Raw genomic sequence first — 14,893 nt, 5'->3', positions numbered from 1 at the left:
GATGCGACTGGCCCCGCGATGCGTTTACAGGTTTACAACGTGATTGGCCTGCGCCCGGCAAATGCATGGGCCAGCGTCCCGCCATCTACCAATTCCAGCTCGCCACCCAACGGCACACCATGGGCGATGCGCGTGGCAGTCAGGCCCTTCTCGGCCAGCAGCTGGGCAATGTAGTGCGCCGTCGCCTCCCCTTCCACCGTGGGGTTGGTGGCCAGGATCACCTCACTGAAGGTGCCCTGCTCCTCGATCCGCGCCATCAGCTGTGGAATGCCGATGGCATCCGGCCCCAGCCCGTCCAACGGCGAGAGGTGCCCCTTGAGCACGAAGTAGCGACCGCGATAGCCGGTCTGCTCCACCGCGTACACATCCACCGGCCCCTCGACCACGCACAGTTGCGTGTCATCACGGCGCGGGTCGGCGCATTGCGGGCACAGTTCCTGCTCGGTCAAGGTCCGGCACTGGCGGCAATGACCGACGCCTTCCATGGCCTGGCTCAGGGCCTGAGCCAGGCGCGTGCCGCCACTGCGGTCGCGCTCCAGCAGTTGCAGGGCCATGCGTTGGGCGGTTTTCTGACCGACGCCGGGCAGGATGCGCAGGGCGTCGATCAGTTGGCGGATCAGGGGGCTGAAGCTCATGTGTGCAGGCCTGCCAATTCAGGAAACAGAATGAACAAGGGAGCAACGACCGTCGGGCCGTTGCTCCCCATTTGAAGCCAGAAACCGATCAGAACGGCATCTTGAAACCAGGCGGCAGCTGCATGCCTGCGGTCATGCCACCCATCTTTTCCTGGCTGCTCTGCTCGATCTTGCGCACGGCGTCGTTCAGCGCGGCGGCGATCAGGTCCTCGAGCACTTCCTTGTCGTCAGCGTCGGTCGACATCAGGCTCTGGTCGATGCTGACGCGCTTGACGTCGTGGCGACCGGTCATCACCACACTGACCAGGCCGCCACCGGACTGGCCAGTGACTTCCGCATTGGCCAGCTCTTCCTGCATCTTCTGCATCTTTTCCTGCATCTGCTGGGCCTGCTTCATCAGGCCGGCCATGCCACCTTTCATCATGGGGTATACCTCGATTGGGTCATGTGATGCGGCCCGGCACAGGGCCGGCCGCATGGTTATCCGTTCATTGGCCCTGGCTGGCCAGGGCGTCTACAGGCTCAATAGTATCCTCCCTGACCGTCGCACCGAACTGCCGGATCATCTGCTGGATGAGCGGATCCTGTTCGATCGACACCACGGCGTCATGCTGGCGCTCGGCGCGCTTGCGCGAGGCGGCCTGGGCCGGGGTTTCCTGCTCGGGGCGGATCAGCTCGATCTTCAGGCGGATCTCGCGGCCCAGTTGCTGGTTCAGTGCGTCGTTCAGCCTGCGCTGCTGCGTCGAGTTGAACAGCGCGCCCTGCCCCGGGTCCAGGTGCAACAGCCAGTCATCACCCTCGGCGGCGATCAGCGTACAGTTTGCGGCGATGTTGCCTGTCATACCGGAGACAGGCAACTGTGGGAATAATTCCAGCCATTGCAGGGCCAGGCCGGTCGCGGGCATGGCCGCCGGCAGTGGCTCCGGCGCCTGGGCAGGCGCCTCTTCCTGGACGTGCTCGGCCAGCTCGTCCAGGTAGCTGAAGCCGACCGGGTCGCTGTCGGGTGCGTAGTAGTCCTCGTCCGCCGGCGGCTCGTCGTCACGCTCCATGCCCGCCGGGCTGTAGGCCGACGGGTCGAACGGCGGTTCGTCATCGTACGGCTGCTGGGTGGCGGCCTCGACCGCGGGTGCCGGCTCGGGCAACTGCTCGGGCGCAACCGGCGCCGGAGTGGCAACCGGCTCCTCCCACGGCAGATCGATGACCTCCTCGACGGGCTGCGGCTCGGGCTCGGGCTGCGCTGGCGCTTGCGGCGCCTCGACAACCTCGGCAACGGGCGGCACCTCGACGACTGGCGGCTCAGCCTGTATGGATGGCTCAGCCACGGGCAGCGGCGCGGCCACTTCAGCGACAGGACTGGCGGCAACGGACGGCGCCACGGCCACAGCCGCTGCCGCCACTGGTTGGGTCGGATCAGCTGTGGCCTGGCTGATCCCCGTCGGCTTTAGTACCGGCCTCGGTGCGTCGTCGCTATCGGCCGGGCGGAACGCCAGCATCCGCAGCAGGACCATCTCGAAACCGCCGCGCGGGTCCGGCGCCAATGGCAGGTCACGGCGGCCGATCAACCCCATCTGGTAGTAGAACTGCACGTCTTCGGCCGGCAGGGCCTGGGCCAACGCCAGCACGCGGTCACGGTCGCCCTGGCCGTTGTCCACCGCCTCCGGCAGGGCCTGGGCGATGGCCACACGGTGCAGCACATTGAGCATTTCCGACAGCACGCCGTTCCAGTCCGGGCCTTGCTCGGCCAGGTCACGCACCGCGGCCAGCAGCGCCCGGGCATCGCCTTCGAGCAGGGCCTGGAGCACGCCATACACCTGGCCGTGATCGAGGGTACCGAGCATCGCCCGCACGTCGGCGGCCAGCACCCGCCCCTCGCCAAAGGCGATGGCCTGGTCGGTCAGGCTCATGGCGTCGCGCATGGAGCCGTCGGCGGCGCGGCCGAGCAACCACAGGGCATCCTCCTCGAACGGCACGTTCTCGGCGCCCAGCACGTGGGTCAGGTGCTCGACCACGCGCTCCGGGCTCATGTTCTTCAGCGAGAACTGCAGGCAGCGCGACAGGATGGTCGCCGGCAGTTTCTGCGGGTCGGTGGTGGCGAGGATGAACTTGACGTAGGGCGGCGGCTCTTCCAGCGTCTTCAACAGGGCGTTGAACGAGTGGGTGGAGAGCATGTGCACTTCGTCGATCAGGTAGACCTTGAAGCGCCCGCGGCTCGGCGCGTACTGCACGTTGTCGAGCAGCTCGCGGGTGTCCTCGACCTTGGTGCGGCTGGCAGCGTCGATCTCGATCAGATCGACGAAACGGCCCTCATCGATCTCCCGGCATACCGAGCAGGTGCCGCACGGCGTCGAGGTGATGCCGGTCTCGCAGTTCAGGCACTTGGCGATGATCCGCGCAATGGTGGTCTTGCCCACGCCCCGGGTCCCGGTGAACAGGTAGGCATGGTGCAGGCGCTGGTTGTCCAGGGCGTTGATCAAAGCCTTGAGCACATGGGTCTGGCCGACCATTTCGCGGAACGAGCGCGGACGCCATTTACGTGCAAGAACCTGATAACTCATCAAAAAACCATCGTGACCGGAGCGGGCGGAAAGAGCGCTAATGCTAGCGGAGCGGGGCCAAAATTGCACCCTGCCGATCTCGTCTAAGCTCAGTGACGGGCACACGGACGACGGATCAGGGAGGATGAGGCGTGCGGCGAGTCCTGGCCACCCTGTCATTTTGGATATCGTTGTGGGCTACCCACGGCGTGGCGCAACCGCCGGTGTTGCGCTTCTCCATCGCCGAAAGCTGGAGCATGCCGCTGATGCGCATCGAGGACCAGCAGCCGGCGGAAGGCATCCTGCTGGAGCTGATGCAGGCCATCGCCCGGGAGGTCGATGCCCGCCCCCAATACCATGTGCTGGCCCGCCTGCGCCTGCAGGAGGCGATGCAGGCCGGCGAAATCGACGTACGCTGCTACGTTTCCACGCGATGGCTGACCGATCGGCCCGGCGACTATCTCTGGAGCATCCCGCTCATCGAGCAGCGCGACCTGCTGGTCGGCCGCCCCGGCGACAGCGGCCCCGTCAGCCCGGACGCACTGCCACCCCAGGCCATCGGCACCGTGCTCGGCTACACCTACCCCACGCTCGAGCCGCTGTTCAGCCAGGCCCGCCTGCAGCGCGAAGATAGCCGCAATCAATTGCTGGTCCTGCAGAAACTCCAGGTCGGGCGCTTGCGCCATGCCGTGAGCAACCAGCTGTCGCTGCAATGGTACAACCGCTCCCTACCGCCGGCTCGACACCTGCAGCCCCTGGCCGTGCTTGAAGAACAGGCGCTGGGCTGCATGGTGCGCAACGACCCCCAACTGCCGACCCAAGGCGTGCTCAGGGCGCTGGTGCGGATCAGGGAGTCCGGGGAGATGCAGCGGATCGTCGAGCGTTATACCGAGCCCCATCCGTTCGCAGGTGATGACAGCCCTCAGTTACCCGCAGCCGCGACACCCAATGCCGCCAGGTAGAGGCCCAAACCGAACACGCAGTGCGTCGCCAGGGTGCGCAGGCAGCTCTTCAGGGGCGCGGGTGTGTTCGTCGCGAAATACCCGGCTCCCAACGCAGGTTGCACCACGCACAACGGCACGAGCACCGAGACCACCCCGAACAGCAAGGCTGGCCACAGTGTCGGCCCGCGCAACCACCCCTCCCCTGCAATAGCCGCCAGCAGCGCCGCGAACACCAGCCCAGTGGCGTAGTGAAGCAACCAGCCCCACGCCAGCTCCCCCCTGACCGGCGCAGCCTTGCCGATCGCCGCATGCCGCCAGCGCCCTTCGCGCAGGTGCCCCGCCCAGCGCCCGACCATGGCGTAGTTCAGGGTGGTGACGCCCAGATACCTGAGCAACACGGTCCACAGGTCCATGACCAGGGTGGCGCCGATGCCGATGAACAGGATGGAAAGCACAAGCGAGGAGATGGTCATGATGAGAGCCCTTGGCAGATTGACGGAAAGGTCGATGCCAAGCAGCATGCAAGTTGAAGTCAACTTCAAGTCAAGAGGGGTTGCAATGGACATTGCCGATGTCGCCAGGCGCACCGGAGTGCCGGCGTCGACATTGCGTTACTACGCGAACAAGGGCTTGCTCAGATCACTGGCCAGCCATGGGCAACGCCGCCAGTTCCCGCCAGACACCCCCGAGCGCCTGGCGTTGATCGCGCTGGGACAGGCGGCTGGCTTTTCGCTGGACGAAGTAGCCGCCATGCTTGACGAGCAAATGGTCGACCGCGAGTTGCTGCTGGCCAAGGCCGACGAGATCGACCGCCGGATCAAACGGCTGCAGGCGATGAGCAAGGGGTTGCGCCATGCGGCGCAGTGCCCCGAGGAGAGCCATCTGCAATGCCCGACCTTTCAGCGGCTGATGCAGGTGTCGGCCAGCCAGGGCAGGCGTGGAGGCCTCAGTAGCCGTGCAACTCGCGGAACGGCTGGCCCTTGTGGTAGTTGATCCACTCTTCCACGTCATACGGCAGGTACAGCTGCCGACGCGCCCGCGACAGGGCGATATACACTGCGCAGATCCGCGCATCGAAGGCGTAGGCGTCCTTGAAGCGGTCGGTGGTCATCAGTTCCGGTGTCAGCAGCACCTGATCGAACTCCAGGCCGCCAGCCTCCTCGGCCATCAACAGTATCAGGCTGTCGGGCCTTGCAGCGATGCGCGCGTCCAGCAGAGTCAGGTCCGCAAGCTTGAAACCCGCCTCAAGGCGCTCCTCGACCCAGAGGAACGCGGCATCGAACCGCTCGGACTCACGCACCTGCTGCCAGTCGAGCAGGTGCGCGAAGTACGGATGCGGCCCTTCGGCATCCTGCCCCGGCGCATAGAACGCAGCCCTGAACAGGCCGATCGCGGTGGCCATGAAGCGGCGCATCTGCGGCCAATCGGGGAAATTCAACAAGCAGTTGGACTTGGCCAACTCCATGGCCCAGCGCATCGTGTCCCAGCGCGAGGCGGTCAGCACCACGCAGCCCTCTGGCGGGACGAACCCTTCGGGGAAGTGCTCGATGCCGACATCGACATGGCGCGCAGCTTCGAAGGCAACCTTGGACTTCTTCGAATGCACGCCGATCAACGGGTTGATCAGGCGTTCCACCTTGGGCCCGCAACGCACGGCAAAGGCCATGTCCTTCTGGCGCACCTGACGCTCGCGCCTGACCACCTCGCCGGAGGCCTTCTGGTACTCGTCGCCCAGGGTGATCAGCACCTGGCGACCCCGCTCGATAACCTGCAGCAGCGAGGCCGGCACGTCCTGGCTCTCGTCGATGATCACGTGGCTGAAACGCCCCGGCACGCTGCAACCAGCCAGGCTCGCTCGCTTGAGCAGCAGCAACGCCTCGAACCCGGTCTGCGCGCCCCAGGCCGGTTGCGCCTCCAGGTAGCGCCATAGCCGGCTGGCGTACTCGAGCAGGACCTGAGCATCGACGCCGGACAGTGCTTGGCGAAAATACGGCAGATGACGATTCGACAGGCTGTAATCCCGTGAATCGCAGTAGTTGCGCAGCACTTCCAGGCAGATATTCAGGGCATGCTCGGCGTCGTACTGGCGCAAGCCGACGATCCCCAGTTCCTCGGCCAGCCTGCGCTTGCCAGGGCCGCGCTGCGCCGTCCGGGCGGAAACTGACCGGGTATCCTTGAGCAGGGCCCGGGCGAACTGGCCGAAGGTCATGCCGACTTTGGCCTGCTCATCCAGCCCCATGCGCCGACGCAAGGTGCCGAGCTTCGCCGGCGTGCGTGCCAGGGCCAGCACCCGGCCACGGGGCAGGCAGTCCATCAGCGCGCCAAGCAGGTAGCTCTTGCCGATCCCGGCATAGCCCTGCACGTGGATGTCTTCGTCGAGGTTGGCCTGGATGACCTTGAGCAGCTTGTCCTGCTCGACGGTTAGCCAGCGCTCGCTGTCGAAACCGGTGGTCACCCGCTGGCTGAACGGGTTGTCCCTGTGATGCAGGCGTATGCGGTAGTCGAAATCCCACTTGCCATCGGCCAGCAGGTATTCCCGCGCCTGAACCTGCTCCACGTCGAGCAGACGCAGCTTCGAACCCTTGATCACCTCAAGGCCGAAATAGAGCTTGCGCGCATCGAACAGCCTACGGGCCTCGGACAACAACCCCACGCCAGGCGAATGCGCGCCATCGACCGCCCATGCCAACAGCTTGCCCAGCACCTTCTCCGCCGCCCGCGCATCGACCTGGCCTTGTGCCTGCGCCAGGTTCTGTATTACCAGCACCGCCGCCAGCTCCGGCTCGCTCAGAGCGCCGAGCGCAGACGCGCCGTCGGCCAGCAAGGCCTGGCACACCTCTGCGGTGACCGGCAAGTACACGGGATGGGAAAAGTCGAAGTGCTCGGGCTGCATGTCGCTACGTGTCCGCAGATCACTCAAGGTTTGTCGGATTCAGCGGTCTGCCCCACCACCAGCTCGAAACGGTAGGCACCCAAGGACCCAGCCATGTCGCCGGGATAACTGCCACCCGCCTGCGGTGCGTCAAGCATGTCATCTAGCTCATGCAGGGCGAGCTCCAGCAGCTTGCGCAAGTCCCGCACCGAGCGCGCCGACACCTGCAGCTCCAAGGCCACCGCATCAGCCTTCACCGCCGCTGGCGGAGCCGCATCCTCGAGGATGCGCTCGTGCTCTTCTTCCATCTGGTCGAGCACCTGCGACAGCTCCAGCACACGCTCGGGGCTGGCGGCCATCTGATCCTTGATTTCCAGGCGGCGCATTTGCCACTCGCGAATCTTCTGACGGGTGAGGTCGTCGACATGTTCCACGGTCGCTATCTCCTGGCTGAATGGGTCGACACGATGGGATGCATGATAAGGCGCTGCGCGGGATCGTGCAGGCGGAAAACAGTGCGAGGGTGTAAAGAAACGCGTCTGATATGCGACGCCTGACAGGTACGCCGGAAAAAACCCTGCGCCCAAAATGGAGGCGGCCCCACCAGCCACACCCCGGCACTCGATGTTCCCGCTATGGCTGCTCCCTTCCGGGCCTGACCAGGTTAACGGGTAATCAATGCGGGGGGACCGATGGGGCCACCACGACGGCTCGCCAGCTGACGAGCCGCGCCATTGTACAACGCCAGGGCGAAGTTACAACCTTTGATCGTGAAAAAACCATCATTTCTCAAGGACTTGTGGCAAATCCATCGTAGGGAGAACCCGACCCTAGGTGCAATCACCCGTGGGAGCGGGCTTGTCCCGCGACAAGGCCACCGGCCTCAGACGTCGATTCCACGCTCCGCAAGGAACGCCACGAACGCCTCCTCGTCCATTACCGCCACGCCCAGCTCGCTGGCCTTGGCCAGCTTGGAACCCGCGCCGGGCCCGGCCACCACGCAATGGGTCTTGCCGGATACTGAACCCGCCACCTTGGCTCCCAGGCTTTCCAGCTTTTCCTTGGCGATATCGCGGCTCATGCGCTCCAAGGTACCGGTTAGCACCCAGGTCTGGCCAGCCAGGGGCAAACCCTCGGCGGATTTCTTCTCGCACGACCAGTGCATGCCGAAGTCCAGCAACTGGGCTTCGATGGCACGGGCCAACTGCTGGTTGGCCTCGACCTTGAAGAACTCGCGCACCCCGTCGGCGGCTTTGGTGTTCAGGGCCTGGCGCAAGTCGATGCCATCGGCGGCGATGATCTTGTCCAGGGTGCCCAGCTTGTCTACCAGCTTCTCGGCGCCGGTCGGGCCGACCGACGGGATATCGAGCTTGGCGAGCATCCCGGCCAGGGTGGTGCTGGCGGCGAACTCGGCGCCCAGCCCACCTTCATCCTGCAGTTGCATACCGCTGTCCAGCAGTTGCTTGATCACCGCACGGTTGTGCTCGTCCTCGAAGAAGTTATGGATCTCGTAGGCGACTTCCAGGCCGATGTCCGGCAGGTAGGTCAGCACCTGGGGCAGCGCCACCTGCACCCGCGCCAGGCTGCCCAGGGAGCGGGCCAGGACCTTGGCGGTCTCCTCGCCGACATCGGGGATGCCCAGGGCGTAGATGAAACGCGCCAGGCTCGGGCGCTTGCTGGCCTCGATGGCTTCGAGCAGCTTGCGACTGGAGACCTCGGCAAAGCCTTCAAGGGCGACCACTTGCTCGAACTCCAACTTGTAGAGGTCGGCCGGCGAGCGGATCAGGTTCTCATCGACCAGTTGCTCGACACTCTTTTCGCCCAGGCCATCAATGTCCATGGCCCGGCGCGACACATAATGGATGATCGCCTGCTTGAGCTGGGCGGCGCAGCTCAGGCGCCCCACGCAGCGGTACACTGCGCCTTCGCTGGTGGTTTCCTTGCCCTTGCTGCGCTTGACCAGCTGGGTGCGCTCGACCTGCGAGCCGCACACCGGGCATTGGCTCGGCACCTGCACCGCGCGAGCGCCTTGCGGACGGCGCTCGAGCACCACCTGCATGACCTGCGGGATCACGTCGCCGGCACGGCGGATGATCACCGTATCGCCAATACGCAGGCCCAGGCGCGCGATCTCGTCCATGTTGTGCAGGGTGGCATTGGAGACGGTCACACCGGCCACCTTGACCGGTTTGAGACGGGCCACTGGAGTCACCGCGCCAGTACGCCCGACCTGGAACTCGACATCAAGCACCTCGGTGAGCTCTTCCATGGCCGGGAACTTGTGGGCGATCGCCCAGCGCGGTTCACGGGCACGGAAACCCAGCTCACGCTGGGAGGCCAGGGCATTGACCTTGAACACCACCCCATCGATCTCGTAGGGCAGGCTGTTGCGGCGCGCTCCGATGTCCCGGTAATAGGCCAGGCACTCGTCGATACCGGCGGCGTGCCTGAGCTCGCGGCTGATCGGCAGCCCCCAGGTCTTGAGTTTCTCCAGGATACCGATATGGCTGTCGCCAAACGGCTCGGACACCTGGCCGACGCCATAGCAGCAGAATTCCAGCGGGCGGCTGGCGGTGATCTTCGAGTCCAGCTGGCGCAGGCTGCCGGCGGCGGCGTTGCGCGGGTTGGCGAAGGTCTTGCCGCCGGCCTCGGCCTGGGCCGCATTGAGCCGGTCGAATCCGGCCTTGCTCATGTACACCTCGCCGCGCACTTCCAGCACCGCCGGCCAGCCCTCGCCCTGCAGCTTGAGCGGGATGTTGCGCACGGTGCGCACGTTGGCGCTGATGTCCTCACCGGTAGTGCCGTCGCCACGGGTGGCGCCCTGCACCAGCTGGCCGTCGCGGTACAGCAGGCTTACCGCCAGGCCGTCGAGCTTGGGCTCGCAGCTGTAGTCCACGGCCGCCTGATCGCCGCCCGGCAGGTCCAGGCCTTCGACCACGCGGCGACCGAAGTCGCGCAGGTCGTCTTCCTCGAAGGCGTTGCCCAGGCTGAGCATCGGTATTTCGTGACGCACCTGGCTGAAGGCCGCCAACGCCGCGCCGCCGACGCGCTGGGTCGGCGAATCCGGTGTCACCAGGTGCGGGTGCTCGGTTTCCAGAGCCTTGAGCTCATTGAACAGGCGGTCGTATTCGGCATCGGGCACGCTGGGTTCATCGAGCACGTAGTAGCGGTAGTTGTGCTGGTCGAGTTCGGCGCGCAGTTCGTGGATTCGGGATTCGGCGTTCATTTCTGGTCTTCTCTTGCAAAGCAAAAGAGCAGCCCCTGGCTGCTCTTTCGTTTCAATCATTGCGGCGCGGACCGAGGCAGGGTCCGCCCGCTCGGGTGTATCAGCGTTTCTGCGTCAGGGCGCGGCGCTCGAACTCGACGATGCGCTGGCGGTAGTGCTCGATGGTCTGGGCGGTCAGCACGCTGCGCTGGTCATCCTTGAGTTCGCCATTGAGCTCGTGGGCCAGTTTGCGGGCGGCGGCGACCATCACGTCGAAGGCCTGCTTGGGGTGACGCGGGCCTGGCAGGCCGAGGAAGAAGCTCACCGCACGGGTGCTGAAATGGTCGATGTCGTCCAGATCGAACACGCCGGGCTTGACCGCATTGGCCATGGAGAACAGCACTTCGCCGTGGCCGGCCATGCTCTCGTGGCGGTGGAAGATGTCCATCTCGCCGAAGCGCAGGCCGCTTTCCAGGATGTTCTGCAGCAGCGCCGGCCCCTTGAAACCGCCTTCGTCGCGGGAGATGACACTGATCACCAGCACTTCCTCGGCCGGCGGCAGCTCCTTGGCCGGCGTGGAAGCGGCAGTGAAACCGCTGTTGCGGGTGTTGTCGGCGGCGAAGTCGTCGTCGCCAGTATCGAACAGGTCCGGCTCACGCGGCTCGGCGGCCAGCTTCAGGTCGCCCTGTTGCTGCTCGCTGTTGTTGCGCTTGCCGCGCTTGGCCTTGGCCGGTTTGGCTTCGCGTTCGCGCTCCCGCAGCGGGGCGCTGACCGATGGCAGGTCGCTCTCATCCAGCTCGGGCTCTTTATGGGTTTCCAGCACACGCGAAGGGCCGAGCACCTCGGCGCCGCCGCTGTCGTCGTCCGGGGCGTTGGCGTAGCTACGGTCCAGACGGAACTTCAACTTGCCCTTGCCGCCGCGCATGCGGCGCCAGCCGTCGAAAAGAATACCGGCGATGACAATGATGCCGATGACGATCAGCCACTCGCGCAGACCGATTTCCATGTAATCCCGTGCCTCTATAAAAAATATGCTTGAAAACAAAGGCTTCAAAGGCCTTTAACACGTGGCGCCAACTCTATGTTCTGACAGGCGTTTTACCCACGCAAAAAACAAGTGACATTAAGCTAGCACGACCAAAGGCAACTTTACACCGTCTGTCGCGTCTGCTGAGGCTTTTGCCTACATGTTCACACCCTTTCTTTACCCCTTATGCGTCAACCATGGCCATCGCTTCTTCCACATCAACTGCAACAAGGCGTGAACAGCCCGGCTCGTGCATGGTCACCCCCATCAGCTGGTCGGCCATTTCCATGGCGATCTTGTTGTGGGTGATGTAGATGAACTGCACGGTTTCGCTCATTTCCTTGACCAGGCGCGCATAGCGCCCGACGTTGGCATCGTCCAAAGGCGCGTCGACCTCGTCGAGCATGCAGAACGGCGCCGGGTTCAGCTTGAAGATGGCGAACACCAGGGCCAGGGCCGTCAGTGCCTTCTCGCCGCCGGACAGCAGATGGATGGTGCTGTTCTTCTTGCCCGGCGGGCGCGCCATGATCGTCACCCCTGTATCGAGTAGATCTTCGCCCGTCAGTTCCAGATAAGCGCTGCCACCACCGAAAACTTTTGGGAAAAGTGCCTGTAATCCGGCATTTATCTGATCAAAGGTATCCTTGAAGCGGTTGCGGGTTTCCTTGTCGATCTTGCGGATGACGTTTTCCAGGGTCTGCAGTGCCTCGACCAGGTCGGCGTCCTGGGCATCCAGGTAGCGCTTGCGCTCGGACTGCTGCTCGTACTCTTCGATGGCCGCCAGGTTGATCGCGCCCAGGCGCTGGATACGCGCCTCGACCTGCTCCAGTGCCTGTTCGGTCCCCTGCTCGCTGGCCTCGGCCTCGAGCGTGGCGAGCACGCCCTGCAGATCGTAGCCGTCGGCGAGCAGTTGCTCCTGCAAGGTCTTGCGCCGCACGTCCAGCCCCTGGGACTCCAGGCGCTGCTGCTCCAGCTGGCCGCGCAGTAGCTGAGCCTGCTGCTCGGCCTGGGTGCGGCGGCGCTCGGCATCGCGCAGTTCGCGGTCTGCCTCGTCCATGTGCAGCCGCGCTTGGCGCATCTCTTCATCGACGCCCATGCGTCTCTCAAGCAACTCTTCGAGTTTCAGGCGCAACTCTTCGAGCGGCGCCTCGCCCTCCTCGAGATTCAGGTTCAGTTGCTCCTGACGCTCGTTCAGGCGCGCGGCCTGCTGCTCCAGGCGCTCGAGCGCCTGGCGGGTGGAATCGTGCTGGGCGCGCAACGAGCCCAAGCGCACGGCCAGTTGATGGGCATGGTCCTTGTGCTGGCGGGCCTCCTGGCGGACCCGGTCGAGTACTTCGCGCAGGGTGTCGCGGCGCGCCATGAGTTGCTCGCGCTGCTCGGTGTCCTGGGCCATCAGGTCGAGGGATTCCTGCAACAGCAGGCGTGCCTCGCCCAGCTGCTCATGCTCCAGGGCGCGCTGCTCCTGGAGCTCGGCCAGTTCTTCGTGCAAGCGTCGGCGGCGCAGTTCGAGCTGTTCGGCGCGGGCCCGGCCAGCGGACAGGCGCGCCTTGAGCTCACCGTGCTGGCGGCTCTCGTCCTGGCTGCGACGGCGCAATTGCTCGCGCTGCTCCTCCAGGTCGAGCTGTTGTTCACGCAGGCGCTGCAGTTGCTCGTCAAGCTGTTCGAGCGCCGCCTCCTGCTCCAGTTGCTCCTGGGCCAGGCGTTCGATTTCCTGGCCCCTGGCCAGCACGCCGCCCTGGGCCTCACCACCACGGCTGACCCGCAGGAAATGCCGCCCGACCCAATATCCGTCGCGGCTGACCAGGCTTTGCCCAGCAGCCAGCGACGCTCGCTGCGCCAACGCCTGCTCCAGCGTTTCAACCGGCCTGACCTGCCCCAGCCAGGCCGACAGGTCGGCCCGCCCCTCGACCTTGTCGAGCAGGCTGCCGGGAACACGCGGGCCCTCGCCCCCGTCCAGCAGCAGGCGCAGATCGCCCTGCTCCAGCGCGGCGAAGTCCAGGCCGGCGAAGTCGTCCAGCAGCACTGCCTGCAGGTCGGCGCCAAGCACTGTTTCCACCGCCAGCTCCCAGCCGGGCTCGACCCGCAGCCCCTCGGCCAGGCGCGGGCGCTGCTCCAGACCCTGGGCGCGCAGCCAGTCGGCGGCACCCACACCGGGCTCCAGCGCAGCCTGCTGCAAGGCCTCCAGCGAGGCCAGGCGCCCGCCCAGGCGCTGCAGATCACCCTGCTGTTGCTGTTGCGCCTGGCTGGTCTGCTGCAATTGTTCGCGCAACCCTTCAAGGCGCTCGATCACCTGCTGCTCTTGCAGGTGCAGCTCTTCGAGCAGCAACTCGCTGCTGGCCACTTGCTCGCCCAGATCGGACGTCTCGGTGTCCTGGGTATCACCACCGAGCTGCTCGCCCTCCTCGCCCAGCTTGCGCTGGCGCTCGGCCAGGCGCTCCAGGCTGGATTCGAGCTGCGCCAGGCGCGCCTGCTGCACCTCGGCCTGACGGCGCGGCTCGGCGGAGCGGGTGTTGAAGCCGTCCCACTGCTCCTGCCAGCCATGCATGCCAAGCTCAGCTTCCTCCAGGGTCGCGGCGGCTTCCTCGGCTGCGGCCAGGGTCAGCTCCTGCTCCGGTTCGAGCATCGCCAGTTCTTCGCCGAGGGTCGCCAGCAAGGTGCGGTCGTGCCCCAGGTGCGATTCGGTTTCCAGGCGGCTGCGTTCGGCTTCCTTGAGGTCGTCCTGCAATTGGCGCAAGCGCTGCTGGCCATGCTGGATGCTCTGCTCGACGCGAGCGATATCACCGGCCACCGAATAGAAGCGGCCCTGCACCTGGTTGAAGCGCTCGGACAACTCATGGTGACCGTCGCGCAGTCGCTCGATGCTGGCGTCGGCGTTGCGCTGTTCGGCCACCAGCGCCTCGAAGGCGACCTCCTGGTCGCCGATCACCGTCTCGCGCTGGCGCACCCGATCATCCAGGTCGCGCCAGCGCAGGGCTGCCAGGCGTGCCTTGAGCTGACGCTCCTCGGCCTTGTACTCGCGGTATTTCTCGGCAGCCTGGGCCTGGCGGTGCAGGCGCTCGATCTGGCGTTCCAGCTCTTCGCGCAGGTCGGTCAGGCGCGCGAGGTTTTCCTGCGTGCGGCGGATGCGGCTCTCGGTCTCGCGGCGACGCTCCTTGTACTTGGAGATGCCCGCCGCTTCCTCGATGAAGTTGCGCAGCTCCTCGGGCTTGGCCTCGATCAGCTTGCTGATCATGCCCTGCTCGATGATCGAATAGCTGCGCGGCCCCAGGCCGGTGCCGAGGAAGATATCGGTGATGTCACGACGCCGGCACTTGGTGCCGTTCAGGTAATAGGTGTTCTGCCCGTCGCGGGTGACCTTGCGGCGGATCGAGATCTCGGCGTAGGCGGCGTACTCGCCCACCAGGCTGTTGTCGCTGTTGTCGAACACCAGCTCGATGCTGGCCTGGCTGACAGGCTTGCGGCTGGTGGAGCCGTTGAAGATGACATCGGTCATCGACTCGCCACGCAGGTTCTTCGCCGAACTCTCGCCCATCACCCAGCGCACCGCGTCGATGATGTTGGATTTACCGCAGCCGTTGGGGCCGACCACGGCGGCCATGTTGCTGGGGAAGTTGACCGTGGTCGGGTCGACGAACGACTTGAACCCGGCCAGGCGGATGCACTTCAGGCGCACCGG

At 65.4% G+C, this 14,893-nt stretch carries 11 protein-coding genes and 1 other RNA gene; 2 read left to right on the top strand and 10 right to left on the bottom strand.

All coding sequences use genetic code 11. From position 1 onward, the window contains the following. Positions 1-32: 32 nt before the first annotated feature. From recR to dnaX, 3 genes are all read right to left on the bottom strand, one after another. Positions 33-635 carry a recombination mediator RecR gene (recR, locus tag LU688_RS09335; protein ID WP_023632784.1) on the bottom strand — a complete coding sequence of 201 codons (603 nt, stop codon included), beginning with the start codon at positions 633-635 and terminating at the stop codon, positions 33-35. A gap of 88 nt (positions 636-723) precedes the next feature. After that, complete coding sequence (locus LU688_RS09330; RefSeq protein ID WP_023632783.1) at positions 724-1,059, bottom strand: YbaB/EbfC family nucleoid-associated protein; 336 nt, start codon at positions 1,057-1,059, stop codon at positions 724-726. A 64-nt stretch (positions 1,060-1,123) separates the two neighbouring features. Further along, positions 1,124-3,190, bottom strand: a complete 2,067-nt coding sequence (gene dnaX / locus LU688_RS09325) for a DNA polymerase III subunit gamma/tau (protein ID WP_160291083.1) — start codon at positions 3,188-3,190, stop codon at positions 1,124-1,126. A gap of 131 nt (positions 3,191-3,321) precedes the next feature. On the opposite strand from dnaX, the gene LU688_RS09320 reads away from it, so the two are divergent. Beyond that, positions 3,322-4,131: a substrate-binding periplasmic protein gene (locus LU688_RS09320; protein ID WP_094010592.1), complete on the top strand. Its 810-nt coding sequence runs from the start codon at positions 3,322-3,324 to the stop codon at positions 4,129-4,131. Here LU688_RS09320 and LU688_RS09315 read toward each other — a convergent pair. Continuing rightward, the gene (locus tag LU688_RS09315) at positions 4,092-4,586 is read right to left on the bottom strand and encodes a DUF2938 domain-containing protein (protein ID WP_160291082.1); all 495 of its coding nucleotides are present in this window, start codon (positions 4,584-4,586) and stop codon (positions 4,092-4,094) included. The genes LU688_RS09320 and LU688_RS09315 overlap by 40 nt on opposite strands. Positions 4,587-4,671: 85 nt before the next feature. Between LU688_RS09315 and LU688_RS09310 the strand changes: the two genes are divergently transcribed. Beyond that, the gene (locus LU688_RS09310) at positions 4,672-5,106 is read left to right on the top strand and encodes a helix-turn-helix domain-containing protein (protein WP_081941325.1); all 435 of its coding nucleotides are present in this window, start codon (positions 4,672-4,674) and stop codon (positions 5,104-5,106) included. Here LU688_RS09310 and LU688_RS09305 read toward each other — a convergent pair. The 6 genes from LU688_RS09305 to smc form a co-directional block, all read right to left on the bottom strand. Beyond that, on the bottom strand, positions 5,060-7,006 hold the full coding sequence (locus LU688_RS09305) for a hypothetical protein (protein ID WP_160291081.1): 1,947 nt from the start codon (positions 7,004-7,006) through the stop codon (positions 5,060-5,062). The two genes, LU688_RS09310 and LU688_RS09305, sit on opposite strands and share 47 nt — an antisense overlap. A gap of 23 nt (positions 7,007-7,029) precedes the next feature. Then, positions 7,030-7,419 carry a hypothetical protein gene (locus LU688_RS09300; RefSeq protein WP_023632645.1) on the bottom strand — a complete coding sequence of 130 codons (390 nt, stop codon included), beginning with the start codon at positions 7,417-7,419 and terminating at the stop codon, positions 7,030-7,032. Positions 7,420-7,583: 164 nt separating this feature from the next. Continuing rightward, an RNA gene (ffs, locus tag LU688_RS09295) (signal recognition particle sRNA small type) lies at positions 7,584-7,680 on the bottom strand. Positions 7,681-7,868: 188 nt separating this feature from the next. Beyond that, positions 7,869-10,211 (bottom strand): NAD-dependent DNA ligase LigA, encoded by a 2,343-nt coding sequence (gene ligA / locus LU688_RS09290; RefSeq protein WP_094010606.1) that lies wholly within the window; start codon positions 10,209-10,211, stop codon positions 7,869-7,871. Positions 10,212-10,311: 100 nt separating this feature from the next. Beyond that, positions 10,312-11,196, bottom strand: a complete 885-nt coding sequence (gene zipA / locus LU688_RS09285) for a cell division protein ZipA (RefSeq protein ID WP_094010607.1) — start codon at positions 11,194-11,196, stop codon at positions 10,312-10,314. 205 nt (positions 11,197-11,401) lie between these two features. Then, a complete protein-coding gene (smc, locus tag LU688_RS09280) occupies positions 11,402-14,890 on the bottom strand; it encodes a chromosome segregation protein SMC (protein ID WP_160291080.1) in 3,489 nt (1,162 codons plus the stop codon). Positions 14,891-14,893: the final 3 nt, after the last annotated feature.

The organism is Pseudomonas soli (assembly GCF_021283165.2).
Taxonomy (GTDB): Bacteria; Pseudomonadota; Gammaproteobacteria; order Pseudomonadales; family Pseudomonadaceae; genus Aquipseudomonas; species Aquipseudomonas soli.
This window is presented reverse-complemented; position numbering and strand designations above follow the sequence as displayed.